The following is a 26,052-nucleotide window of genomic DNA, read 5'->3' as shown; positions in this document are numbered from 1 at the left end:
AACATTGAAAAAAGTAGTGAGGAAATAAAGCAGAAGAATTTCTCGCAAAGGCTCAGAGGGAGCAAAGAAGCTAACTTAAAAAGATCTTTTGCTTCTTTGCTCCCTCTGAGCCTTTGCGAGAAGCTTTTTTGCTTTAATTTTACATACTAAACCAGGACAAGCAGTGGCACACGAATGTATTTCTGTATTCGATATTTTTAAGATAGGCGTTGGTCCATCCAGCTCTCATACTTTAGGACCATGGCGCGCAGCCCTGCGCTTTCTGCAGGGGCTGGAAGCCGAAGACAAACTCTCTTCTGTTACCAACGTGCAGGTATTATTGTATGGCTCACTGGCCAAGACCGGCCATGGGCATGGTACAGATATCGCTGTCCAGCTTGGGCTCTGCGGTGATGATCCCGTTACTTTTGATGTGAATCAGATCAATTCCAAGATAGATACTATGCGCCGTACCCGCAGAATGACGCTGGCGGGCAGGTATGAAATAGATTTTGATCCGGTGGAAGACATTGACTTTTTGTTTGAAGAATCTTTGCCATTCCATCCCAACGCATTGGTATTCCTTGTAACCTTTGCTGACGGCGACAAGCGTGCAGTTACCTATTATTCTATTGGTGGCGGTTTTGTGGTACAGGAAGGTGATATCAATGGCGGTGGGCAGCAGGTGGATCTTCCGTTCCCGATTGACACAGCCCGCCAGTTGTTACAATGGTGTATCAAAACGGGCTACAGTATTTCCGAGGTGGTTATGGAAAATGAGCTGGCATGGCGTTCTGAAGCAGAAACACGTAATGGCGTATTGAACATCTGGCGTGTTATGCAGGAATGCATATACCGCGGATGCCATGCCACAGGTGAGCTTCCGGGTGGATTGAAGGTTGCCCGCCGCGCTGCAGCACTCAACAAGAAATTACTGAAAGGCCGCGCCTATACGGATTATGCATCCTGGATTGATGCTATCCGCGCTGGTGGAGAACACTTTACCTATACACTTGATTGGGTAAGCTGTTTTGCACTGGCTGTAAATGAAGAGAATGCATCTTTTGGCCGTGTGGTAACGGCGCCTACGAATGGCGCTGCCGGCGTAATACCTGCCGTATTGCAGTATTTCATCGCTTTCTGCGACGGTTTCCACGATGATAAGATTTTGCAGTTCCTGCTTACTGCTTCTGAAATAGGCAGCATCTTTAAGAAACGTTCTACCATCTCTGCTGCAATGGGTGGTTGTCAGGCGGAAATAGGCGTGTCGTCTGCCATGGCAGCTGCTGCTCTTACAGAATGCCTCGGTGGTTCACAGCGCCAGGTGCTGATGGCGGCAGAAATAGCCATGGAACATCACCTGGGCCTTACCTGTGATCCTATCGGAGGACTGGTACAAATCCCTTGTATTGAGCGTAATACCATGGGCGCCATCAAAGCGATCACTGCTTCCCAGCTGGCTTTACAGAGCAACCCCGAACTGGCAAAAGTATCACTGGATGCAGTGGTGAAAACCATGTGGGACACTGCGCTCGATATGAATTCCAAATACAAAGAAACCTCAGATGGTGGTCTGGCAGTGAATATTCCTATCAGCCTGCCGGAATGCTAGCATAAAAATGGGAATTATTGATCTAAGCGGGTATTAAAACGAAAAATATACGGAAAGAAACATATTTTCGTTTTTATACGCTTAGATCATTAATCTGATAATTTGTATGCGGTATCTTTTATGGTTTACCCTGTTGCTGCCCGTAACCCTGTCTGCACAGCAGTTTGGCGGCAATCCCCCTTCCCTGAAATGGCAACAGATCAACACAGATACCGTGCGCGTCATATTCCCCAAAGGTATGGCCAGTGCAGGTGAGCGTGTAGCCAACATTGTGACTTACCTGAACAGGAATACAAGGAATTCCATTGGCCCGCTTCAAAGGAAGATAGACATCGTATTGCAGAATCAGACAATGCAGTCTAACGGATATGTAAAGCTGGGGCCTTTCCGCTCCGAATTTTACCTGGCGCCATCCCCTTCCTCACAGGATCTGGGATCACTCAACTGGATAGAACAACTTTCGTTGCATGAATACCGGCATGTGTTGCAGAATATGAACTTCCGGCAGGGCGTGTCTAAAGTGTTCTCTTACCTTGGTGGACAGCTCGGACAGGCGGCTGTTACCAATATTGCTGTACCCAACTGGTTTTGGGAAGGTGATGCCGTAGTAATGGAAACTGCTCTGAGCCCGCAGGGCAGGGGCAGACTCCCTGCTTTCTTTGACGGTTTTCGAGCACTCTCGCTGGAGCATAAACGTTACGACTATATGAAAATCCGTAACGGGTCTTACAAGGACTTTATCCCTGATCATTACCCGCTGGGTTACCTGATGGCAACTTACGGCCGCGATCACTATGGCAAATCCTTCTGGAAGGATGTGACTACTGATGCAGTCCGTTACCGGGGCGTTTTCTACCCGATGTCTCACGGCCTGAAGAAAAAGACCGGAAAGAATATCACCAGCTTTTACCAGGCCATGCTACAGGCGTATCAACCACTCTGGAATAACTACGCCGTCAGGCCGGATACGACGCCTGCACAGTGTTTTAGTCCTGATGCCCGCACAGTTACCAACTATAAGTATGTTTATGCCGCCGGTAATAATGAATGGATAGTGTTGAAGGATTCATATAATAAAGTGCCTGGTATCTTCAGGGTTCAGGGAGACCGGGAAGAGTTGTTGGTAAGACCTGGTATTGTGTACGACGATTTTTTCAGCTATCGCAACGGGCGTATCGTATGGGCAGCTGCCCGCTTTGACGTACGCTGGGGCTGGAAAGATTTTTCCGTGATCCGCGTGCACGATGATGCTGCCGGTTATACGAAATCGATCTCTCCCCGTGGTAAATTCTATTCTCCCGATATTAGTAACGACGGAAATTATGTGATTGCTGCGGCTATTTCTCCCGATCAGCAATACAGTCTGCAGTTAATCAACACACAAACATCCTCAGTAGAAAAAGTTCTTCCTAATCCGCACAACTGGTATTATACGTATCCGCGTTTTTCGGCAGATGATAAAACGATTGTGAGTGCTGTACGCAATAAGAAAGGCGAAATGGCCCTCATCAGACAATCACTTGTCACCGGTGAAACAGAAGAGTTGACACCTTTCAGCTTCACCGTGCTGGGTATACCGTCTGTCAGCAAGGATACCATCTATTTTGTTTCAGGCTACAGGGACGTAAATAACGTATATGCGTTAACGTTGACAGACAAAAAAGTGTATGAAGTCACCGACCGGGGAAACAGCGCCCTGCATATGGCGGCAGATGGACAGTACGGCAACCTTCTTTTCAACGAATTCACCACAAAGGGATACAAGCTGTATCACGCGCAGCTGGAACCGGGTAAATGGAAGCAGGTAGACATTACGCAGGCTCAGCACAGTAAATGGCTACAGCCTCAGTTTGAGGAAGGGGGTAATATACTGAACACGGTACCGCACGATTCGCTGCCGGCCAGGAAATACCCGCTGTTCAGCCATCCTTTTAATTTCCACAGCTGGGTGCCTTCCTTCAATGATCCGGATTACAGTATATCGCTCATTGGCGAAAACGTTCTTAATACCACCACCACCAGTATCGGCTATACATACAATAACAACGAATCCAGCTCTGATATAGGCGCGTCCTTTACATTCGGGGGCTGGTTCCCTTACCTCTCAACCGGACTTAATTATGTGGCTAACCGTAATGCCCGTGCCAGCAATGGTTCATGGGTATACTGGAATGAGCTGAAATGGAGACTGGGATTCACTATTCCATTGAATCTTTCCTCCGGTCTTTACAGCCGCAGCATATCATTGGGAAGTAACTACAATTTTCTGCACCGTTATCCGAATGGCAATTTTAAGTTCAAGATAAACGATCTGCAGTACCTCAGCAATACATTTATCTTCAGTAACCAGCGGATTAAAGCGCGGCAAAACATCTATACGCATTTCGGTCAATACCTGGCAGTGCAGTATAACACATCTGTTACAAGTACTGTGGCTAATCAGATATATACCAGGCTGGATCAGTACCTTCCGGGTTTGTGGCCCAATCATAGCCTTGTGTTACAAGCAGCGTTTCAGCAGCGGGATCAGGAGTTCAACTATAGCTACACTGATAATTTCGTGTATGCGAGAGGGTATAGCAAGCCCTTCTATACCCGTATCTATAAGTTGGGCGCCAACTATCATTTCCCGCTTTTCTATCCTGACTGGGGTTTTGCACAGCTTCTTTATTTCAACCGTGTAAGAGCCAACCTGTTCTATGACTACAGTATGGGACATTATGCTAATCCACAGGCGGTTGACACACGTTATACTTCCGCCGGCACTGAATTATACCTGGATACAAAAATCGGGAATACCATTCCATTTAGTTTTGGCGTGCGTTACAGCCACTTATTTGATAGAGATCCGGGTGGAAATAGTGACAACAGGATAGAGTTTATTGTTCCGCTACAACAGTTGTTCAGCTATTGATATGATATTATTTGATATTAATGCGTAGTGAAGGCGCCATGTAGAGCTTATCTGGCGGATAGCGGATGATGATTTCATCAAAATAAAGCACATCCCCTTTATCCAGCGTCTGTTTCAGACGGTTGCTCCATAATGCGGGCAGGGAAGAGGATTTGAAGTTATCGCCGGTGAAGTCTTTATAGACGCCTGGTTGACCAGTTGTATCATTAAGGTAAGGCTCGTGTTTCTCATAGGTGAAAGCAAACGAAACTACCTTGTACTTGTTATTTTTTTCATCCCGCACCTGTAATGAAGAATCCAGCAGTCTGATCACTTCACTTTTAGGAAGCGTATCGCTGAGAAACAGTCCCCAGCTGCTTTTTAATTTTTTAGGTTTGGAAGGTATCGCTGCAGGTTTTACCGGAGAAGGATTTTTTCTGACTGACTGGCCGATTGCCGGTATGGCAGTGGTTCCGAAGAAGAAGAAATATAGTAACAGTTTTTTAATCATGCTGATCAGAGGGGATAAAAAATCGCCCGGTATAGTAACGACCGGGCGATTGGAAAAATTATAAGGATTTTAAACTTTCCTCTATCACTTTAATTTTCGCTTCCGCATCAGCTTTCTTTTTGCGCTCTGCTTCCACTACTTCAGGTTTGGCGTTCTGAACAAAACGTTCGTTGGTCAGTTTCTTTTCTACTGATGCCAGGAAGCCTTGCTGGTAAGTGAGGTCCTTGAGCAGGCTTTCCTTCTGTGCAGCAGTATCCAGTTCTGTTTCCGTGCCCAGGTAGAATTTATCTTTCTGGATAACGAGTGTAATACAGCCGGGAACCGCTTCCTGCACATAATGTATGGCTTTGGCGTTTACCTGTTTGGCGAGCATGCTTTCGATTTGTTTGAAAGCATTTTCGTGTTTGGTTTCTATGTGCAGCACAATCGGATCTTTTGGTTTGATCTGATTTTTGTTGCGTGCATCGCGGATGCTGCTGATCACTTCCTTGGCCAGTGCACCTTCCAGCAGGGTGGCATGAACTGGTGCGCCGGGCGTTTCAAATTGTTTGATCATCAAAGAATCTGCGGTGTCGCGGGTATTCAGCAGTTGATATATTTCTTCTGTGATGAATGGCATATATGGATGCAGCAATTGCATCAGTTGCTCAAAGAAGTATACGGTTTTGTTGTAGACAGCAGCTGCGATTGGTTGTTCGTAACCAGGTTTTACCCATTCAAGATACCAGCTGCAGAAATCGTCCCAGATAAGGCTGTATATAGCTTTCAGGCCTTCGCTGAGGCGGAAGTCTTTATGGAGCGCAGCCACTTCGGCCTGTACTTCGCGCAGTCTGCTTTCAAACCATTTCACTGCAAAATCGCTTTCAGCAACATTTTCCGCATCATTCCCCTGACGTTGTTCCCACATTTTAACCAGCTTCAGCGCATTCCAGATTTTGTTGCAGAAGTTGCGGCCTTGTTCACAGCTGGCATCATCGTATAGGAGGTCGTTGCCAGCGGGGGAAGAGATCATAATACCGAATCGAACGGCGTCAGCACCAAAGCTGTGGATGAGTTCCAGCAGGTCGGGTGAGTTCCCCAGCTGCTTGCTCATTTTGCGGCCTTGTTTATCACGCACCATACCGGTGAAGTATACGTCGCTGAAAGGCTTGACACCATTAAATTCCAGGCCGGCCATGATCATACGTGCCACCCAGAAGAATATAATATCCTGACCCGTAACCAATACGGAGGTAGGATAATAATAATTTATATCTGTGTTGTTCGGATTGGAGACACCGTTGAACACTTCCATTGGCCAGAGCCAGGAAGAGAACCAGGTATCGAGGCAATCCTCGTCCTGCCTGAGTGTTGCTGCAGTGATGGTGACTCCTTTTTTCGCGAATTGCCCGACAGCTTCAGCAGCGGTGGCAGCTACTTCGAAAGTGCCGTCTGGCGCGTACCAGGCAGGAATCTGCTGGCCCCACCAGAGCTGGCGGGAGATACACCAGTCTTTTACATTCTCCATCCAGTAACGGTATGTAGCCAGGAAGCGGTCGCCGGGATGGATCTTCACATCACCTGAAACTACTGCATCCAGGGCGGGTTTGGCCAGTTCGGCCATCTTCACAAACCACTGGGTGGAGATGCGTGGTTCTATTACGGTATCAGGGTTTCGCTGGCTGTAACCCAGGCGTGTAGTATATTCTTGTTCTTTTACGAGCAGTCCTGCTTCCGCGAGGGCGGCAACTACTTTTTTACGGGCCACGAAGCGGTCTTCACCTACAAACACGACAGCGGCCTCGCTCAGCGTACCGTTGTCGTTCAGGGTGTCAATGATTTCAAGGTTGTGTTTCAGACCGAGATTATAGTCATTGATATCGTGGGCAGGCGTTACTTTCAGTGCGCCGGTTCCGAATTCCTTATCTACATAGGTATCGAAAATGATGGGGACACGGCGGTTTACCAATGGTACGGTGGCAAAGTGACCTTTCATGTGCGCATATCTTTCATCTTCCGGATTTACGCAGATGGCAGTATCGCCCATGATGGTTTCAGGGCGTTGTGTAGCGATGGTGATATATTCGCCGGTAGCTTTACCTTCTGCGTCGGTGATGGCATATTTTACATGATACAATATACCCTGGAGGTCTTTGTATTCTACTTCTTCATCACTAAGCGCTGTTTTAGCTTTGGGATCCCAGTTGATCATACGTGCGCCGCGGTAGATGAGGCCTTTGTTATAAAGCTCCACAAATACCTTGATAACAGCGGCATAGTAATGATCATCCATGGTGAAGGTCACCCGATCCCAATCGCAGGAGCATCCTAGCTTTTTGATTTGCTGATAGATAATCCCGCCGTATTTTTCTTTCCATTCAAAAGCGTGTTTCAGAAACTCTTCACGGGTGAGTTGTGATTTCTCAATACCTTTCTCACGTTTCAGCATATCTACCACTTTTGCTTCGGTAGCAATAGAGGCGTGGTCGGAACCCGGAACCCAGCAGGCATTAAACCCGCTCATACGTGCGCGGCGCACCAGTATGTCCTGGACGGTTTCATTGAGCGTATGTCCCAGGTGCAGCACACCGGTGACATTGGGTGGAGGAATGACGACAGTAAAGGGTTTACGGCTATCAGGTGTAGATCTGAAATAGCCTTTATCCATCCAATGTTGATACCATTTTTCTTCAACCGTTGCAGGCAGATAATTTTTCGAAAGTTCCATGCTATTCATAATATGAGGAGCAAAAATAAGGTTTTAGGATTAAGGATACAGCTTTGGAAGGCTAAATCCTTAATCCCGAAAGCTTATTTAGATCATCTCTGCAATTACGTTACATGTAGTTTCCACCATTTCAGGGGTGATGTCGAGGTGTACCACCATCCTTACCTGTGTGGAGGAAATCGGTATTACTGCTATGTTTTGCTGTTTCATGTATTCGGTGAACAATTGTGGGGTCCATTCACCTCTTATTTCGAAGATGAGGATATTGGTTTCCACCGGGAGCATGTGCCCCACGAAAGTTTTTTCCAGGAGGGCCAGTGCGATCTGTTTGGCGTGGGTATGATCTTCTTCCAGTCGCTGGATATTGTTTTCCATGGCGTATATACCTGTGGCAGCCATATAGCCGGCCTGTCTCAGGCCGCCGCCGAATTTCTTGCGTATTCTTCTTGCGGTGCGGATAAACTCTTTATTGCCAAGCAGTACTGAGCCCATAGGACAGCCCATGCCTTTGTTAAGGCAAACAGAAATGCTATCAAACAGTTGTCCGTATGCTTTTGGGTCCTGGCCGGTGGCTACCAGTGCGTTAAAGAGGCGGGCGCCGTCGAGATGGAAGGCGAGGTTGTGCTCCTGGCACAGGGCGCCGATCGTGACCATTTCGTCCCAGTCGTAGCAGCATCCGCCACCGCGGTTAGAGGTGTTTTCGAGGCAAACGAGGCTGGTGCGTGCTTTGTGTACATCATCGGGATTGATGGCGGCTTTCACCTGGCCGGCAGTAATCATGCCTCTGTCACCTTCGATAGGATGTACCTGGGCGCCTGCATTGAAGGCAATGCCGCCGCCTTCATATATATATACGTGGGCCAGGTTACTGCAAACCACTTCATCCCCCGGCAACGTATGTACTTTGATGGCGATCTGGTTGCTCATAGTGCCGGAAGGGCAGTAGAGGGCTGCCGGTTTGCCAAAGTAATCTGCCATCATGGCTTCCAGTTTGTTGACGCTTGGATCTTCTCCAAATACATCATCCCCGGTTTCGGCTTGTAACATGGCCTGTAACATGCCAGGGCTGGGACGTGTAAAAGTGTCGCTGCGGTAGTCGATCATGTTATTGAAAAATTTGCAATGGCTGAACGGATAAATTAGTTAAGTTGCTAATTTAATAATGATTATTTATCAATTGTTAAAATTTGTTTAAAGCAAGCCATTACAGGGACTAAAGGGCTATAAAAATTCGTTATAAAACTGTATTTTGTTGTATAGCAGAGATGGGTAGAAATGGATTTGGTAGAATGATCGGTTAGCACGATCTTTGCAGGCTAAATTAAAACAAACGAATAACGCACAGGAAATTTTGTAAGTTATATAATTTTCAAATTTCAAACAAAATTTATTCTTTGCTGTTATTTTATTTATAAACCAATACAATTTTTCATATGAGGCAACTTAAAATTGCCACCCAGATCACCAATCGTGATTCGCAGGCGGTAGAAAAGTACCTGCAGGAAATCTCGAAGATCCCTTTGTTAACACCTGAGGAGGAGACCGTTTTGGCGCAGCGCATTAAAATGGGCGATCAGAAGGCTCTTGAAAGATTGACTACAGGAAACCTCCGTTTCGTTGTTTCAGTTGCAAAGCAGTATCAGCACCAGGGGCTTAGCCTCAGTGACCTCATTAATGAAGGTAATCTTGGCTTGATCAAGGCAGCACAACGTTTCGATGAAACAAAAGGTTTCAAATTTATCTCTTATGCAGTATGGTGGATTCGCCAATCCATCCTGCAGGCGTTGGCGGAGCAAGGTCGTCTTGTTCGTCTCCCGCAAAATAAAATTGGCACCTATAATAAAGCTAACAAAGCTTACATGGCATTTGAGCAGGAAAACGAGCGTGAACCGTCTACCGAGGAACTCGCAGAAATCCTGGAAATGTCTGAATCGGAGATCAACAATATCTTCCAGAGCAATACCCGCCACATGTCGCTGGATGCTCCTGTACATGAAGCTGAAGACGTGGCTATGGGCGACCTCCTGGAAGGGGGCGATATCACCGATGATGATGTTATGAGAGATTCACTTCGCGAAGAGATCCGCCGGGTACTGAAGTCCCTGAGCCCCCGCGAAGCAGAGATAGTGAATGCTTATTTTGGTCTGGATGGTGAAAATGGAGCGACAATCGAACAAATCGGACAGAAATACGATCTGACCAAGGAAAGGATCAGGCAAATCAAAGAACGCGCTATCAAAAGGCTGCAAAAAGCCCGCTATAGCGGCGCATTGAAATCCTACCTGGGATAATTGAGTAGAGCGCCGGCAGCATATCCGGTGATAAGTCTATAAATCCTCTTTATTCTATAAGAACACCGGCCTTGTTAATACACGGCCGGTGTTCTTATTTAATGAACTCCCCTTATTTTTGCAGACTATGCGCAATCTGTTCACCATACTCATTGTAGCACTGGCTTTGTCCGCATGTGAAAAGAAGATTGATATTCACGTGCGCGACCAGGAGCCACAATTAGTCGTGGAAGGCAGGTTTGAAAACGACCGCTATCCACAGGTATTGCTTACCCGCAGCCTGAATTACTTTTCCAAAATTGATCCGCAACAACTATTAGGTTCGCTGGTGCACAATGCGCTCGTAACAGTATCCGATGGTAATAACACGATGAACCTGAAGGAAACCTTTGTAGATGTTAATGGAGTGAGAGCGCCTGTATACATGCCGGATACCACACTGGCGACCACTTTCAAAGGAAAGCGCGGCGGCAGGTACGTATTACGTATCAGCACTGACAATAAGTCATATGAGTCAGTGACAACCATTCCGCTGGCAGGCATGGTACTTGACAGCGTAAAATGGCAACGGGTAAGGGTAAACGGAGATACCAACAAAGCGCGTATCCTTGTGAAAATCACCGATCCGCCGGAGCAGGGCAATTATATCCGGTACTTTACAAAACGTAACAACGAACGGTTTCTGCCCGGACTCAACTCTGTATACGATGACCAGGTCGTGAACGGCACAACATTTGAAATTCCTCTGGAAGCCGGTGTAGATAAGAATAAATCCATTGACATTGAAACAATGGGATATTTCGACAGAGGTGACACCATAACGCTGAAGTTTTGTAATATTGATAAGGCCACGTACGATTTCTGGCGTACAATGGACTTTGCCTTCAACAGCAACAGCAATCCGTTTTCATCTCCTACAAGAATACTGGGTAATGTGCCCGGCGCTTTGGGCTACTGGGGGGGATATGCAGTAACCTATAAAAGAATTGTCATTAGGAAATAATTATAAAAGAACAAATGGAAAACAAGCAACAAGAACATGTGCATTTACTGATCATCGGTTCCGGCCCTGCCGGTTACACCGCTGCCATATATGCCTCAAGAGCCAACCTTAAACCAGTATTATACCAGGGTATTCAACCTGGGGGACAACTTACGATCACTACAGAAGTAGAAAACTACCCAGGTTATCCTGAAGGTATTCAGGGTCCTGAGATGATGGTGGATTTCGAAAAACAGGCAGCCCGCATGGGCGCTGATATTCGCTACGGTCTGGCCACTGCCGTAGACTTCAGTAAGCAGCCTTATAGAGTAATTATCGACGAAGAGAAGGAGATTACTGCTGACGCAGTGATCATCGCTACCGGCGCATCTGCTAAATGGCTGGGTCTTCCTTCCGAACAGCGTCTCAATGGCAGCGGGGTTTCCGCCTGTGCTGTATGTGACGGCTTCTTCTTCCGTGGTAAAGAGGTAGCCATCGTTGGTGCTGGTGATACTGCTGCTGAAGAAGCGCTGTATCTCTCCAAAATGTGCAGTACAGTGCATATGCTGGTACGCCGCGGTGAAATGCGTGCATCCAAAGTGATGCAGGACCGTGTACTGAAAACTTCCAATATCATCGTGTACTGGAATTCTGAAACAGATGAAGTGCTGGGTGACAAAAAAGTAGAAGCTGTAAGAATACGTAACAACAAAACCAACGAAACCAAGGATGTTCCTGTGAGTGCGTTCTTTGTAGCCATCGGTCACCAACCGAATTCCGCTATTTTCAAGGACTACCTGGAACTGGACGAACAGGATTACATCGTAACTGTACCCGGCACCAGCCGCACCAGCATTGAAGGCGTATTTGCCTGCGGTGATGTACAGGATAAAATATACCGTCAGGCAGTAACAGCTGCAGGTAGTGGCTGTATGGCTGCGCTGGATGCAGAAAGATATTTATCTGCCAAAGAACACCATTAATATTTTGTTATTTAGGTATTTTTTTATTGGATTTACGAATTTTGGAATTATTCGTAAATCCAATAAAAAAATACCTAAATACCTAAATAACAAAATACTCATGCTTACTATTGCGTTGGAACAAGTGGCTTTCCGTGCCTTTCACGGTTATTATCCCGAAGAAGCCATTCTCGGGAATGACTTTCTCCTCGATATCAGTGTTCGTATACCCGGTACCGTACCCATCGATGAATTGTCGGATACAGTAAATTATCAGGGTATCTACGAAATAGCCTGTAGCATAATGGCTCAACCAAAACCATTACTTGAAGAAGTTGTTTATTCCCTGTCTGACTCATTGAAAGAGAAATATCCTTCCATCAAAAAATGTATTGTTACACTGCGTAAAATGAATCCTCCTATGGGGGCAGAGATACGGAACTCGCTGGTGTCGTTGGAAAAGGATTACTAAAGCTGGCCGAACTTTTGCAGTGCATCTGCTGTTTAAATCTGTAATTTTCGTAGATTTATATCAATACGATCATCAACATTTCTCAATCTAAAACCTGTCCTATGTTAAAATGGATAATGACAGTTTCTTTTGTTGCGCTCACTGCCCTCACAGTAAAAGCCCAGAGTGTAAGCGAAATGGTAGAGGAAGCAAAACAACTGGAGAAACAGATGAAAGAAGAGCAGGCACTTGAAAAAGACAAAGAGATACTTAAAGTACAACCCAATGAACTGGAAGCGCTCACGCAGGCCAGTCAGCTTTCTTCACGGGTAGGTAACCGTCAGAAAAGCAAGGACAGTAAAACCACTTACTTCAAACAGGCAAAGGAATATGCGCAGCTGGCGCTGAAGGTAAACCCGAACAGCGCAGATGCTAATCTCGCTATGGCTGTGGCTATGGGACGTATGGCGCTTATCTCCGGAGCAAAAGATAAAGTAGCGGCTTCCAAGGATGTGAAGGCTTATGCAGAACGTGCCATTAAGCTGAATCCAAATCTGGCGCAGGCATACCATGTGCTTGGCAAATGGAACTATGAAGTGGCTAACCTTAATGTGTTTGAACGAGGCGCCGCCAAGATGCTCTTCGGTGGTCTCCCCGCCGGATCATTGGAGAATGCGATCGCAAACTATGAAAAGTGCAGGCAGCTTGATCCTGGTTTTGTGCTGAATTATTACGAGCTCGCAAGAGCTTATAAAGGCAACGGCCAACAGGACAAAGCCATCGATGTGCTGAAAAAAGCGCTCGCTCTCCGGAACACTGCACAGGATGACGCCAGTATTAAGGCAGACTGCAAAAAATTACTCGATGATCTTCAATAACAGTACCGCGAAAAGCTAACAGTTGAAGACGGTTAGCTTTTCGCTTTTCGTTATATTTCTTTCCCCTTCCATCTTCCGCTTCGCAGATACCATACACTCATGGTGAATATTACAATCCAGTAAATGAAATCCGCGCCCCAGGCGATGTACAGTGGACTGCGCATTTTTTCCACCACTATATCGCAGTAAATCAGGTAACCTACTACCGCAGAGATTTCTATCAGCAGGTTCATTCGCGTATTACCGGTTCCCGTTACGCCATTGAGTGCGACGGCTGAAACGGCCATAAGCAGCGTGCTTAGGGTAATAACCCGGATAGATGGGATAGCTGTGGCAATAAGACCGGCATCATTGGTATAGATATGTAATAACGTATAAGGGAAGAGGTTAACCATAATACATACGAACGTAGCGCAACCAAGGCTGATAAGGGCAATCTTCTTTATTACTGTATACACCAGGTCTGATCTTCCCTGACCAATGACGTTGCTCACCATGGTATTGCATGTAGCGGCAAGCGACCAGGTGAATATTCCGAAGAATCCGAAAATACTGCGCAACATATTGGATACCGCTAAAGGGCGTTCTCCGAGATGTTCAATGAAAATAAAAAACACAAACCAGCTGCCTATGCTGAACAGGAACTGTACAATCAATGGTGCAGATACATTGAGGATATTCCGCATTACTTCCCATCCGGGCCGCCAGAAGCGGAACAGGCTGTATTGCTGATGGAATTTTCTCAGGAAAAGGATACTGAAGGCCACCATGCAGCCTGTGGCTTCCGCAATGATAGATGCCCAGGCGGCGCCATTCAGTCCCATAGGCTCAAAGCCAAGCTTACCAAAGATTAAGGAATAGTCGAAGAAGATATTGACAAACTCCTGGCATATGGATATTACAGCCAGCACCTTTGAGTGGCCGCTGCCAATATAAAAGGCGTCTACCATGCTCAGCATCATCAGGAAAGGAAAACCCCAGATACGGATACGGATAAACGAGATGGCTGCTGTATATATATCGGGATTATGAAGACTTTTCGAAAAGAAATAAGGAGCTGCCAGCAGGGTAACAAGGATGGCAATAACGGAAAATACAAGTCCTGCTTCCAGTCCGTTGGAAAACAATTTGCCTATTCCTTCGTAATGTTGTTGTCCGGCGCGCCGGGCAATCAGTACCTGCATGCCATTGTTTAATCCATAGGCTATCATGTACATTACCAGGTAATAGATACCGGCAATGCCGTTGGCGGCCAGCTCGAGCTCTCCCAGTCGCCCCAGGAAAGCGGTATTTGTCATGTGGTTAAACTGAGGAATAATTAGTGCGAGGCATATAGGTGAGGCGATTTTGTATATCTGCCGGTTCGTTGCTTCCAGTTGCATATAGCTAGTCTGATGGTCATCAAAAAACAAATATAGCGTTATCCGTCCAGCATCCTTGCTATACAATATAAAACAATAAAACAGCTGTATCAATTAACTAAAAAGATTATTATTGTAGCTCATTTGAAATGTAAAACATGCCCGTGGCTTATAATATCCATCCCGCGTTTACAGTAGATGATGAAACTTTACTGGAAACAGACCTTACAGCCTGTCATCTCCTGGTGCTGGTGGGCAGTGGTGTTTTCAGCTATGCGGTGTACGACCCGGCGGCACGTAAATTCCTTGCTTTGAAATCTTATCATTTCCAGCCACAGAAGCTGGCTACAGCCGATCTGGAAATGATAGAGGAGGTGTTTGATGTGGATAAGCTGCTGCTGACTGCATTTAAATCTGTTTTATTGGCGTTTGATACTGGTGGCAGCATTCTTGTGCCGCAGGAGTATTATATGCCTTCTCTTAAAAAGGACTACCTGCATTTATCACAGCCCGAAAAGGTACAAGAGGCAGTACTGGCAGACATGCTGCCGTCATTGCCGATGGTAAATGTTTATAGTGTAGACAAAGACCTGCTGGGTTTCCTGCGTAAGGAGTTCTCCACAGATACAGCCATACATGCAGGATCTGCGTTGTTGAGATCATATCCGCTGGACCTTGATTTCAATGCCCCGGATGGTATCACTTTCCTGGAGCTGCAGGTGCATCATTTTACCCTTACCATTTATGCCGCCGGAAAACTGCTGATCCAACAGCAGCATGAATATCAGGGCGGACTGGATATTGTATACATGCTGGTGAATACGCTCCGGCAACTGAACCTGGATGAACGTCGGGTGAAAGTGAAGCTGGGTGGCGCAATTGCCAAGGATTCACTGGTTTACCAGGAACTTTTTAAATTTATCCCGCATCTGGAATGGGTGCAGAGACTACCCGGCTTCAACTATATTACAAAGATGCAGGAGATACCCGGCTACTATTTTCATAATTTGTATGCGTTAGCTTTATGCGTATAATCGGAGGAACGAGTGGAGGCAGAAAGATACAGCCGCCTGCAAAGATGCCTAATACCAGGCCCACTACAGATATTGCAAAAGGAGGGCTGTTCAACATCATCGAAAACAATCTGGACATTCCGTCATTAAAAGCGTTAGACTTGTTTGGCGGTACTGGCAGCATTACCTATGAGCTGGCATCGCGGGGCGCAACGGACCTGACCATCGTGGAGAAAGACCCTGCCATGGCCGCTTTTATCACCAAAACAGCTGCGACGCTGGATATTCATGACCTGAAGATTATCAGGACGGATGCCTTCAAATTTCTGCAGCAATGCACAGACAAGTTCAATTTTATATTTGCTGACCCTCCATATGCGATGGATACGCTGCATCAGCTACCGGGAATTATTTTTCAACACCAGCTCCTGGAAACCGAAGGTTGGCTTGTTATTGAGCATACCAGTCAGCATAATTTCACCAATCAGTCTTATTTCCGTTCAGAACGTAGTTATGGTGGAACTACATTTTCCATCTTTATTAACCGGGAAGAACTGAAGCGCTGATCATAAATCTTGAAGCAATCATGAGGATATGTTTATTTCCGGGAACTTTTGATCCCATTACGCTGGGGCATACTGATGTTATCAACCGCGGACTGGATCTGTTTGACAAACTGGTGGTAGGTATCGGAATCAACAGCAGTAAAACGCCGATGTTCCAGCTGGAAGAACGGATAGCCTGGATCAGGGAAATCTATAAAGACGACTCCCGGGTAGAAGTGGAGGCCTATTCCGGGCTCACCATTGACTGTTGCAGGAGGATAGGCGCAAAGTTCATATTACGAGGTATCCGTTATGTCAGTGATTTCGAATATGAAAAAGCGATTGCTGATGTGAACCGCACCATTGCGCCGGATATTGAAACTATTTTTCTTACCACAACGCCGCAATATTCAAGTGTTGCTTCTACGCTGGTACGGGATATACACCGGCACGGTGGTGATGTAACGCCATTCCTGCCGAAAGAGGTGCTGAACGGGATCAGAAAAAAATCATAAACCCTTAAAAGCTGTAACTATGAAAGCAATCTGGCATTCACTGGATGTATCACTCGATCAGTTAAATGAAATAGGGCGCCCTACCATGGCGGCTTACCTTGGAATGGAATTTACGGAGATAGGCCCTGATTATTTAAAAATGATGATGCCGGTTGATCACAGAACTATACAGCCTTATGGGTTATTACATGGCGGCGCCTCTGTTGCATTGGCAGAAACGATTGGCAGCATGGCCTCCGCGCTGATCATTGATCAGGAAAAACAGATCTGTGTAGGAATGGAAATTAATGCGAACCATGTCAGGGGTGTGAAAGAGGGATATGTACATGCCACGGCAAAGCCGGTCCATATTGGTTCTACCAGCCATGTGTGGGACATCCGTATAACAGACGACCAGCACAGGCTGGTATGTATAAGTCGCCTTACTGTAGCAGTATTGGCTAAGAGATGATATTGTCTGCCCTGAATACTTCTCTGATATTTTCATAGGAGTATTTCAGGTATTTTTCGACATTGACCGGCTTGATCCACTGTATATCCTGAATATCTTCTTCTATCTGCGGAATTGTAAGCTCTGTGCCGGTGAACTGCATGCGGTACCAATGCGTATGCTTCAATACCTTTTTGTTTTTCATGGGGTAGTAATGGAAGGTCTCGGTTATTTTGTGTGCGAGGTTGATCGTATACAGGCCAGTTTCTTCCGTAACCTCGCGAACGGCACAGGTTTCCAGGTCTTCGCCGGGATCCTGTTTGCCTTTGGGGAGATCCCATTTTCCTCTGCGGAACATCATGAGAATCTCGCCTTCGGGATTGCTGATAAGCCCGCCGGCGGCTACCAACACGTTAAAATGCAACGCTACTTTTTTGAATAGTTGCTTCACATCTGAAGTGAGGAATACTGCTGCTTCGCGTTTGCCATCTTCCATTTTTAACAGTACCTTCTCTATTTTCTCAGCATCGGGGTACTCGTAAACCTTTACTCCTGTTATGTTTGATGATACTGTCTCTATATTTTCGCTGATGATTAGCGGACGTTCGTTCAGATAAATGGTTATATTCTTTTGCATGCCTGCAAATGTAATGATGGATGATTATTTTTTGCGTAAACAATTTATTATATCAGAATAAATCATAGTAATTTTGGCGCTTGTATGAGTACAGTAAGCGAAAAACAAGTTGCAGAAAAGTTACTGCAGGTGCAGGCGGTGAAATTAAGCCCGGCACAGCCATTTACATGGGCGTCAGGCTGGAAGTCGCCGATTTATTGTGATAACAGGAAGATCCTGTCATATCCATATGTGCGTGACTATATCAAGTCAGAGCTGTGTAACCTGGTGTTTGAAACTTTTCAGGATGTTGCTGTGATTGCGGGTGTTGCCACAGCGGGTATTCCTCACGGAGCATTGGTAGCTGATCAACTAAAACTGCCCTTTATCTATGTGAGGTCCAAACCGAAGGAGCATGGTATGGGTAACCAGATAGAAGGCGTGTTGCAGCCAGGACAACCGGTTGTGGTTGTAGAAGACCTGATCTCTACGGGTAAGAGCAGTCTGGAGGCGGTGCAGGCAATCCGTGCTGCTGGTGGCGAGGTGATAGGTATGGTATCTATCTTCAACTATGGTTTCGATGTAGCGGTAAAGGCCTTTGAAGCGGCGGGGGTGCCTTTCCATTCCCTGAGCAATTATAATGCGATGATTGCTCTTGCTGAAGAAAAGGGACTGGTGTCTGCTGAAGAAATCACGACGTTGCAGGCATGGAGAACAGCACCTGATCAATGGGGAAGGTAAGCACAATTGAATATAGATTTTTTTGTATATTCGGTCGTTAAATTCTACACTATGCGAATCTTGAAATTACTGACATTGTTGTTACTGGCAGTTACAGGTGTGGCCATGGCACAGCAGAAAAAGAAAACACTCCTGACAGCTAAAATCAGCACTCCTACCGTACAGTGCGAATCCTGTAAGAAACGTATAGAAAGATATATGTCGCAGGAAGAAGGCGTAGAGAAAGTAACAGTGGATTTTAAAAAGCATGTAACTACTGTGAAATACTGGGAGGACCGTACGAATATTGAGAATATTAAAACGGGAATTGCCAACACTGGTTATGATGCAGACAATGTAAGCGCTAATCCGGAGTCTTACGCAAAGCTACCCACTTGCTGCAAAAAGCCTGAAGATGGTGGAGGAATGGATAAAAAGAAACAATAAGTCCGAAGATAATTATCAAAAGAAAGGGAGAAGGTAATACCTTCTCCCTTTCTTTTGATGTATAAACTAAAATCAGAAAAAGTTCAAAGGCTGACGGGTTTCGCACTTGATAGGGAATGGCAGGAAAATTCCCCCTTTACCCACCTTACAATTCCCGGTTGCTTTGATAGTGACCTCTTTACTGGAGAAAGCGCTCCAGGCATTTTTCAGCACGTTGCCCATATTCACTTCCAGCTTCACTGGGAAATAAAAAGTATCCTTTGCTGGTATAGCTATCAAGGTGTCCTGGATAGAATGGCCCACGGGGGTATCGTCAAAAAATAAATCGAATTTGGCATCCTTTAATTGCAGGCGGAAATTGTTCGGATTATAGTAAGCAAGGTTTAGTCGTACGATACTTTTGGACATACCTAACTCTTCCATAGTTACGCCAACTACTCTCACGAACTCCAGGTCCTTCATTTTTTCGCAGGCGCTGGCAAGCCCCCAAATGGCAAAAATGATTAATGCAAAACGAAACGATTTCATTGAAAAATGGCGATTATATTTTTCAAACCTACAGTAAAGGTTTTATTTCTCAAAAAGCAGTGGGGTGAATTAGGAAACATTTAACGGGGAGAAATAGGAGAGAGGATCAACACGGAGTTTATGGTATAGTCCATTTAATACATATAAAAAAATAAATCCTTTAGAAAGAATCTTTATCCTTGCTACTCCTCTTGTGCTTGTTAAAAAAGCCTGTTAAAAGCACTAATATCTTTAGTATTTTTGCACTTACCTAAAATTTTGCTTGAAACTTCTATTTGCTAAATTCATTAGCATATTTTTAGTTTGTCTATGAATTGTTTACCAGATGCTTAAAGTTAATTATTAAGTGAATAATCATAAGTAGTTTAACAGGTAGACTTTTACATATTTCCATCAATTGATTTAAATTTTGACATTATGACAGAGGGTGCAAATTCGAGAATACTATTAATTGAATCACAATATTTTCCATCGATTAATTTCTATAAGACTTTAATTAATCACAATATATTACAGATCGAGAAATATGAACACTATCAAAAGCTTAGTTTCAGGAACCGTTGTTATCTCGCAGGGCCAAACGGAAGAATGATTTTGAGTGTACCTCTGTCAAAAGGAAAGAATCAGCGTACAGTGACAAAGGACGTCAGGATCAGTAACGAGGAAAAATGGCAGGCACTGCACTGGAAAACGCTCGTGTCTGCTTACCGACGTTCTCCTTGGTTTGAATATTATGAAGCAGACCTTGAAATACTTTTTGAGAGGCCATTCAATTTTTTACTGGATTGGAACATGGCATGTTTTGATTGGATAAACAGCAAACTCAACATTAATATACCTACGAGGTTTACAGAAAGCTATCAGAAGGAAGTAGCTGGGGTTACTGACGCACGGGATACAATGCATCCCAATGTTGAGCAGGACAATCGTATCCAATACACCCAGGTGTTTCAGGACCGCACCGGTTTTCTGCCTGGATTAAGTATTCTGGACCTGCTTTTCTGTGAGGGAAAACAGGCGTTGGAAGTGATAAAAAATGCTTGATTAAAACATTAAATAATTTTATTCAATAAATTGACATGTAATTATTTATATATTTGTACTGATTGCAATGCCCGTTCACGAAAAAAATTACTGCAGCAATCAACAAAATATTTAGATTTGCAACCAATTTTGCTGGGTCCCAACTGACGTAGGTGTGTAAACCAGGAGTTTCCAGCGACGGAGAAAAGGAGCATTTTTCCTGTAGTTTATTTTTTATTACTTATTATTCATTTGCTGATTTTAAATGAACAACACCTACACAGACCTCGTTAAACAGACGTTTGAGTTTCCCCAGGAGGGCTTTGAAGTTAAAGACAACTACCTGGAGTTTAATGGGTTAGATATTAAGGCGCTGATAGACAAGTATGGCACGCCGTTTAAATTGACCTACCTCCCGAAGATTGGGATGCAGATCAATAAGGCTAAGAAGATGTTCCAGGAGGCCATAAAGAAGAACAGGTACGATGGGAATTATTATTATTGCTACTGCACCAAAAGTTCGCATTTTTCCTTCATTATGGAGGAAACCCTTAAACACGGGGTGCATATAGAAACCTCTTTCGCATACGATATTGACATTGTTAATAAGCTGTATGAGAAGAAGAAGATCAGTAAGGAAACTTACGTGATCTGTAATGGCTTCAAAACAAAAGCATACACCAGGGCTATTGCAAGACTGATCAACGGCGGCTTTAAAAATGTGGTTCCGGTTCTGGACAACAAGGAAGAACTGGAAGATTACAAACGGAACATCAGATCCAAAGAAAAAGTAAAGCTTGGTATCCGCGTAGCTGCTGAAGAAGAGCCCAGCTTTGATTTCTATACTTCCCGTCTGGGTATACCTCCCCGTGATATCCTTGAGTATTACGTGGACAAGATCAAAGGCAATGAAAAGTTTGAGCTGAAAATGCTGCACTTTTTCATGAACAAAGGGATTAAGGATGATATTTATTACTGGAGCCAGTTTAACAGGGTACTTAACCTGTACTGCCAGCTGAAGAAGATCTGTCCTGAACTGGACAGTATCAATATCGGTGGTGGTTTCCCTATCAAACACTCACTTGGATTTGACTACGATTACAATTACATGGTAAATGAGATCGTGGCAAACATCAAGAGTATGTGCAAGAAGAACAAAGTTCCTGTTCCCGACATCTACACCGAGTTTGGGTCCTTTACAGTAGGTGAAAGTGGTGCTGTGATTTACAGCGTAGTGGGTGAAAAAATGCAGAACGACAGGGAGTCCTGGTATATGATTGACAGCTCTTTCATTACTACACTGCCTGATACCTGGGGTATCGGTGAAAAATTCCTGATGTTGCCCATCAACAAATGGGATCAGGAATATCAGGAAGTGCATCTTGGTGGACTTACCTGTGACGGTTACGATTTTTATACATCTGAGGAACATATTAATGCTGTATTCCTGCCTAAGCAACAGTCGGCTGCAGAGCCTTTGTATATTGGCTTCTTTCATACCGGCGCTTACCAGGATCAGTTGAGCGGGTACGGGGGTATCAAGCATTGCCTGATTCCTTCACCCAAACATGTGATTGTGGGATACGACAAAAATGGTCAGCTGAAAGATTGGTTATATGCCAAAGAACAGACGGCTCAGAGTATGTTAAAGATATTGGGTTATTAAAATAATGGGTTAGTAATCCTACTGAAAGCCCCCCGATTTTTCGGGGGGCTTATTTTTTCTATCGTTGCGAAGATGGTTGGTCGGAAAAGAAAGGCTCCCATTTATTGAAAGCCTTAGCTGGCATAGGTTAGATGATATTCAATAGCATAAGGACAATAGGATAGCACAAAGATAGGGTGCCCTGGTATGAAGGGTAAGACCAAAAAGTTGTAATTTTTTTTAACCTCAGTTTAACAGAATTTCCTGAATGGAGATCAATTTATCATCAATGTATTAACATTTTATTAACTAACCGGATCTGGTGTTGAGAATAGTAATATAATAATATTACCCTGATTCCGGGATTATCAAGAAAAAAAATTCTCATATCTCACACAGACGTGTAGGTGGTGTTAGGGTTCTTGTGCCTCTTCATTGAGATAATTGATGGCCGTGCCACATTGCTTTTCTATTTCCGTAAAACATGCTTCAAGTAATTCCAGTTCACCATTTATAAAAGCTGATTTACCGGAGCGGGAGAATCCTTTCACCAGGAGGAACTGTTTGGTCAGATTCTGGTTGATCAGCGATAGGTGCTGTTTCTGCTTCTCCTGGGTGCGCTGTTGTTCCATGGATATGATGTTGCGGTAATATTGTCCCAGTGCACGCAGCAGGAACAGGATATACAAGCCAACGATGATTGGGTTGGAAACGTACTGAAAGGCGTCTGAATAGCCCGGAGTGATGTAGGTTTCAATATGATTCAGTTTGATGTATGCTACTGATGAGAGATAAACACAAAGCAGCGTGCAGAGAATGAGTGCGACGCGTAAATTAACCGTGATAAAGCACAGTAAGATACTCATAGCCCATATAATAGCATATTTGGGGGATAGGTCCTGGTTGTTAAAAAAGGAGGAAAGGGCGGGCATGATCACAGTACTGAAAGAGGTGAGCAGCCCTACGGCTGCAGCCGGAACTCTTTTTTTAAGGAGGAATAGGCACATCAGCAAAGTGGCTGTCAGAAAGGGAACAAGGATCATATTCACTTCATTCTGGCTGATTAGAGCCAGCAGCATAATTGCCATGAGCAGGATAATATAGAAGAAGATATAATCGTAGATGAGCCGGATCTTTGCTTGTTCATAGGTATCATCGGTACGTAACAGTACTTTCCCTATCACAGTCTGCTCTGTACCGTGATAGATGTTTTTGGTGAATGACCAGGCTTCCCTGCCAAATTGCTTTGCCATCAATGCTTGCTTATTATAAGCAAATTATTGCATTATAGTGCGATGGAGATTAAACGTTTGTGTGAATTATACACAATTTAAAAAGGAGATACACGAATGTACCTCCTTTAACCCCCATGTCATTGCCAGTTTTCGTGAGAAAATTGACATGTTTCCCTTATTCCACTACTATTTCTTTCGGGGAATCCTGTTTGTTTTCTTTCTTAGGAAGCGTAACCTTCAGGATACCATTGTCATATTTTGCGTTGATCTTCGTGGTATCTACAGCATCACCGATGCTGAAAGAGCGTTTGAAAGACCTGAAGCTGAATTCCCGGCGAACCTGTTTGTCGGCTTCGTTTTTGGTTTCAGCTTTACGTTCAGCACTGATAGTTAAGGATTTATCGTCAGTGTTGATTTTAATATCTTCTTTGGAGAAGCCGGGAGCTACTACGTCTACCAGGAAGGCATCCTTGGTTTCGGTAATATTTACAGGAGGATGAGTTGCAAAGAAATCGCCGGTCAGGAAATCATCATTTACAAATTTGGTCCATCCGCCGTTCAGGATATCACCGATGTTTCTGCTAAGAGGGTTGTGGTTGAATAATTTAACATGTGTCATAGCTTCTATAAATTTTTTAGTGTGAAATCTATTTTTTGTTTCTGTATCGGCTGTAGATCAAATGGGATACCATGCCACAAAAACTGCTATTTTGTTAGTAAAAACGTTACAGATTATGACATAATGTCTGTTTAATTGTTTGTGTTGTGTCAAAAAGTCTTTTTTGAGATGTATTTTTTTAATTTTCGGTTCTATATATTTAACTTTGTCAATAAATAATCCATCCAAACAGAAAAAATTATAATTATATGTACCCAGCGGAATTAGTAATGCCCATGAAGGCAGAGTTGACTGATAATGGTTTCGACGAGCTGCTGACAGCTACCAGTGTGAATGAAACGCTGAAGAAAGAAGGAACTACCCTTGTAATGATTAACTCTGTTTGCGGCTGCTCTGCAGGTTCTGCCCGTCCGGGCGTACTGATGGCAGTAGCGCACAGCGAAAAGAAACCAGATAGACTCACAACCAGCTTCGCAGGTTTTGATGTAGAAGCAGTTAACCAGATTCGTGAACACTTGCTGCCTTATCCTCCTTCTTCTCCGGCTATTGCCCTGTTTAAGGATGGCCAGCTGGTTCATTTCATCGAGCGTCATATGATCGAAGGTCGCCCGGCTCAAATGATTGCTGCTAACCTCGCAGATGCATTTGAACAATATTGTTAAATAATAAAATTTCACTATTCGGATTCATACATTCGAATTTGTATCGTACTTTGGTGGTTTGATTTTCCTTTTGATTAAATTCGGCTTTGTTCATAGGAAAACTCAGATCACCAATTTTTTTGGCTATGTATCCTAATTTATATTACGCACTCAGAGATCTGTTAGGGTTAGAAATTCCTGTACTAAAGATTTTCCAGACATTCGGCTTTTTTGTGGCGGTGGCATTTCTTGCCGCTGCGTATGTGCTTACCCGTGAATTGAAACGCCGGGAAAAGATGGGGCTGATGCTGCCAGTTCAGGAGACTATAACTGTTGGCGGGCCTGCCACCAGAGGCGAGCTCATAGGAAATGGCGTAATAGGTTTTTTACTGGGATGGAAGATCATTGGTCTGATGCTCAACTGGACCGCTGCTTCCCAGGACCTTCAGGGGTATATGTTGTCAGGACAGGGGAGTTTTTGGGCTGGACTGCTGGTTGCAGCCGGCTTTGTATATATTAAATATAATAGCAACAAAAAAAAGAAGGCCACCACACCGGGGAAGGAAGTGGTTTCGGTATGGCCGCACCAGCGTGTTCCTGACATCGTTGTCATGGCTGCTATTGCAGGTCTTATCGGTGCTAAGATCTTCCATAATCTTGAGAACTGGAATGATTTCATGCAGGATCCTTTGGGTTCACTGGTATCTTTCAGCGGACTGACTTTTTATGGTGGCCTGATTGTAGCCACTGTGGTGATCCTGAATTATGCACGCAAGAAACAGATCAGTATAAAACAACTGATTGATAGTGCGGCTCCCGCTCTGATGCTGGCTTACGGCATAGGTAGGATGGGGTGTCAGTTTGCCGGCGATGGTGACTGGGGTATCTACAACAGTGCTTACATCACAGATACTACTGGTCGCGTTGTAAATGTGGCACCAGCTGAATTCAATAAAGCTGTGCAACAGAATATTGCTTATTTTCAGCAGCAGTATAGCGATACTAGTCATATTCCCCACGCTGCTTTCAGTAAGCCTGCTGCACTGGGTTTTCTGCCTGACTGGTTCTTTGCTTCCGGATATCCGCATAATGTAATCCGGGAAGGGGTGTCTTTGCCTGGTTGCGATGGACAATATTGCCGCGTGCTGCCAGTTGGCGTATATCCTACGCCGCTATATGAGATTATTGCCTGCCTGCTTCTTTTCGGAGTATTATGGGCAATTCGTAGAAAAGTGAAGATTCCAGGTGTATTGTTTGGTGTTTACCTGGTATTGAACGGCATAGAGAGATTTTTTATTGAGAAGATAAGAGTGAATACCAAGTACGATATTTTCGGTTTTCATCCTACGCAGGCAGAGATCATTTCTTCCCTGATGGTGATTGGCGGTATCGTATTTATCTGGTATTGCCGCAAGAAAAATGCGGCAGCAGTTACTCTTCCCAGATAA

The 26,052-nt window shown here is 44.6% G+C and carries 25 protein-coding genes; 17 read left to right on the top strand and 8 right to left on the bottom strand.

Going from position 1 to position 26,052, the window contains the following annotated elements; all coding sequences use genetic code 11:
* Positions 1–163 precede the first annotated feature (163 nt).
* Together VM802_RS21120 and VM802_RS21115 are read left to right on the top strand one after the other, a co-directional pair.
* Positions 164–1,591: an L-serine ammonia-lyase gene (locus VM802_RS21120; protein WP_325534282.1), complete on the top strand. Its 1,428-nt coding sequence runs from the start codon at positions 164–166 to the stop codon at positions 1,589–1,591.
* A 106-nt stretch (positions 1,592–1,697) separates the two neighbouring features.
* Positions 1,698–4,505, top strand: coding sequence for a TolB-like translocation protein (locus tag VM802_RS21115; RefSeq protein WP_325534280.1), 2,808 nt, complete (start codon positions 1,698–1,700; stop codon positions 4,503–4,505).
* A gap of 7 nt (positions 4,506–4,512) precedes the next feature.
* Here the strand turns inward: VM802_RS21115 and VM802_RS21110 are convergent, their stop codons facing one another.
* The 3 genes from VM802_RS21110 to VM802_RS21100 all read right to left on the bottom strand — a co-directional run bounded on the left by VM802_RS21110 (position 4,513) and on the right by VM802_RS21100 (position 8,806).
* On the bottom strand, positions 4,513–4,995 hold the full coding sequence (locus tag VM802_RS21110) for a hypothetical protein (protein WP_325534278.1): 483 nt from the start codon (positions 4,993–4,995) through the stop codon (positions 4,513–4,515).
* 58 nt (positions 4,996–5,053) lie between these two features.
* Complete coding sequence (locus tag VM802_RS21105) at positions 5,054–7,702, bottom strand: valine--tRNA ligase (protein WP_325534276.1); 2,649 nt, start codon at positions 7,700–7,702, stop codon at positions 5,054–5,056.
* A gap of 87 nt (positions 7,703–7,789) precedes the next feature.
* Positions 7,790–8,806, bottom strand: coding sequence for a threonine aldolase family protein (locus VM802_RS21100; protein WP_325534274.1), 1,017 nt, complete (start codon positions 8,804–8,806; stop codon positions 7,790–7,792).
* 329 nt (positions 8,807–9,135) lie between these two features.
* Here VM802_RS21100 and VM802_RS21095 point away from each other — a divergent pair, with 329 nt between their 5' ends.
* From VM802_RS21095 to VM802_RS21075, 5 genes are all read left to right on the top strand, one after another.
* Positions 9,136–9,993: a sigma-70 family RNA polymerase sigma factor gene (locus VM802_RS21095; protein ID WP_012793808.1), complete on the top strand. Its 858-nt coding sequence runs from the start codon at positions 9,136–9,138 to the stop codon at positions 9,991–9,993.
* A gap of 127 nt (positions 9,994–10,120) precedes the next feature.
* Entirely contained in the window at positions 10,121–10,996 is an 876-nt protein-coding gene (locus VM802_RS21090; protein WP_325534254.1) for a DUF4249 domain-containing protein, read from the top strand.
* A gap of 14 nt (positions 10,997–11,010) precedes the next feature.
* On the top strand, positions 11,011–11,958 hold the full coding sequence (trxB, locus tag VM802_RS21085) for a thioredoxin-disulfide reductase (RefSeq protein WP_325534251.1): 948 nt from the start codon (positions 11,011–11,013) through the stop codon (positions 11,956–11,958).
* A gap of 100 nt (positions 11,959–12,058) precedes the next feature.
* Positions 12,059–12,409, top strand: a complete 351-nt coding sequence (locus VM802_RS21080; RefSeq protein WP_325534249.1) for a dihydroneopterin aldolase — start codon at positions 12,059–12,061, stop codon at positions 12,407–12,409.
* Between the two features lie 101 nt (positions 12,410–12,510).
* Positions 12,511–13,266: a tetratricopeptide repeat protein gene (locus VM802_RS21075; RefSeq protein ID WP_325534247.1), complete on the top strand. Its 756-nt coding sequence runs from the start codon at positions 12,511–12,513 to the stop codon at positions 13,264–13,266.
* A 50-nt stretch (positions 13,267–13,316) separates the two neighbouring features.
* Here the strand turns inward: VM802_RS21075 and VM802_RS21070 are convergent, their stop codons facing one another.
* Positions 13,317–14,648 (bottom strand): MATE family efflux transporter, encoded by a 1,332-nt coding sequence (locus VM802_RS21070; RefSeq protein ID WP_325534245.1) that lies wholly within the window; start codon positions 14,646–14,648, stop codon positions 13,317–13,319.
* A 143-nt stretch (positions 14,649–14,791) separates the two neighbouring features.
* Here VM802_RS21070 and VM802_RS21065 point away from each other — a divergent pair, with 143 nt between their 5' ends.
* Genes VM802_RS21065 through VM802_RS21050 form a run of 4 tightly spaced genes read left to right on the top strand, consistent with a single transcriptional unit; the run spans position 14,792 to position 17,151 of the window.
* A complete protein-coding gene (locus tag VM802_RS21065) occupies positions 14,792–15,661 on the top strand; it encodes a DUF3822 family protein (RefSeq protein WP_325534243.1) in 870 nt (289 codons plus the stop codon).
* Entirely contained in the window at positions 15,652–16,206 is a 555-nt protein-coding gene (locus VM802_RS21060) for an RsmD family RNA methyltransferase (protein ID WP_325534241.1), read from the top strand. The genes VM802_RS21065 and VM802_RS21060 overlap by 10 nt, the downstream gene beginning before the upstream one ends.
* A 20-nt stretch (positions 16,207–16,226) precedes the next feature.
* Positions 16,227–16,700, top strand: a complete 474-nt coding sequence (gene coaD / locus VM802_RS21055; RefSeq protein WP_325534239.1) for a pantetheine-phosphate adenylyltransferase — start codon at positions 16,227–16,229, stop codon at positions 16,698–16,700.
* 19 nt (positions 16,701–16,719) lie between these two features.
* Positions 16,720–17,151 carry a hotdog fold thioesterase gene (locus VM802_RS21050; RefSeq protein ID WP_325534237.1) on the top strand — a complete coding sequence of 144 codons (432 nt, stop codon included), beginning with the start codon at positions 16,720–16,722 and terminating at the stop codon, positions 17,149–17,151.
* On the opposite strand, the gene VM802_RS21045 is transcribed toward VM802_RS21050, so the two are convergent.
* Positions 17,141–17,767: an NUDIX hydrolase gene (locus tag VM802_RS21045; protein ID WP_325534235.1), complete on the bottom strand. Its 627-nt coding sequence runs from the start codon at positions 17,765–17,767 to the stop codon at positions 17,141–17,143. The two genes, VM802_RS21050 and VM802_RS21045, sit on opposite strands and share 11 nt — an antisense overlap.
* An 84-nt stretch (positions 17,768–17,851) precedes the next feature.
* Between VM802_RS21045 and pyrE the strand changes: the two genes are divergently transcribed.
* Together pyrE and VM802_RS21035 are read left to right on the top strand one after the other, a co-directional pair.
* Complete coding sequence (pyrE, locus tag VM802_RS21040; RefSeq protein ID WP_325534233.1) at positions 17,852–18,487, top strand: orotate phosphoribosyltransferase; 636 nt, start codon at positions 17,852–17,854, stop codon at positions 18,485–18,487.
* A 51-nt stretch (positions 18,488–18,538) separates the two neighbouring features.
* Positions 18,539–18,913, top strand: a complete 375-nt coding sequence (locus VM802_RS21035) for a heavy-metal-associated domain-containing protein (RefSeq protein ID WP_325534232.1) — start codon at positions 18,539–18,541, stop codon at positions 18,911–18,913.
* Positions 18,914–18,985: 72 nt separating this feature from the next.
* On the opposite strand, the gene VM802_RS21030 is transcribed toward VM802_RS21035, so the two are convergent.
* Positions 18,986–19,441, bottom strand: a complete 456-nt coding sequence (locus tag VM802_RS21030) for an LEA/WHy family protein (protein ID WP_325534230.1) — start codon at positions 19,439–19,441, stop codon at positions 18,986–18,988.
* 417 nt (positions 19,442–19,858) lie between these two features.
* On the opposite strand from VM802_RS21030, the gene VM802_RS21025 reads away from it, so the two are divergent.
* Positions 19,859–20,485 (top strand): WbqC family protein, encoded by a 627-nt coding sequence (locus VM802_RS21025; RefSeq protein WP_325534228.1) that lies wholly within the window; start codon positions 19,859–19,861, stop codon positions 20,483–20,485.
* Between the two features lie 244 nt (positions 20,486–20,729).
* On the top strand, positions 20,730–22,130 hold the full coding sequence (locus VM802_RS21020; protein ID WP_325534226.1) for a type III PLP-dependent enzyme domain-containing protein: 1,401 nt from the start codon (positions 20,730–20,732) through the stop codon (positions 22,128–22,130).
* Positions 22,131–22,522: 392 nt separating this feature from the next.
* On the opposite strand, the gene VM802_RS21015 is transcribed toward VM802_RS21020, so the two are convergent.
* Both VM802_RS21015 and VM802_RS21010 read right to left on the bottom strand, forming a co-directional pair.
* Positions 22,523–23,362, bottom strand: a complete 840-nt coding sequence (locus VM802_RS21015) for a hypothetical protein (protein WP_325534224.1) — start codon at positions 23,360–23,362, stop codon at positions 22,523–22,525.
* A gap of 157 nt (positions 23,363–23,519) precedes the next feature.
* A complete protein-coding gene (locus VM802_RS21010; protein ID WP_325534222.1) occupies positions 23,520–23,963 on the bottom strand; it encodes an Hsp20/alpha crystallin family protein in 444 nt (147 codons plus the stop codon).
* A 248-nt stretch (positions 23,964–24,211) separates the two neighbouring features.
* Here VM802_RS21010 and VM802_RS21005 point away from each other — a divergent pair, with 248 nt between their 5' ends.
* Positions 24,212–24,625: a BrxA/BrxB family bacilliredoxin gene (locus VM802_RS21005; protein ID WP_325534220.1), complete on the top strand. Its 414-nt coding sequence runs from the start codon at positions 24,212–24,214 to the stop codon at positions 24,623–24,625.
* A 125-nt stretch (positions 24,626–24,750) separates the two neighbouring features.
* Positions 24,751–26,052 carry a prolipoprotein diacylglyceryl transferase gene (locus tag VM802_RS21000; protein WP_325534218.1) on the top strand — a complete coding sequence of 434 codons (1,302 nt, stop codon included), beginning with the start codon at positions 24,751–24,753 and terminating at the stop codon, positions 26,050–26,052.

Origin of the sequence: Chitinophaga sp. (assembly GCF_035538455.1) — a bacterium.
GTDB lineage: Bacteria > Bacteroidota > Bacteroidia > Chitinophagales > Chitinophagaceae > Chitinophaga.
This window is presented reverse-complemented; position numbering and strand designations above follow the sequence as displayed.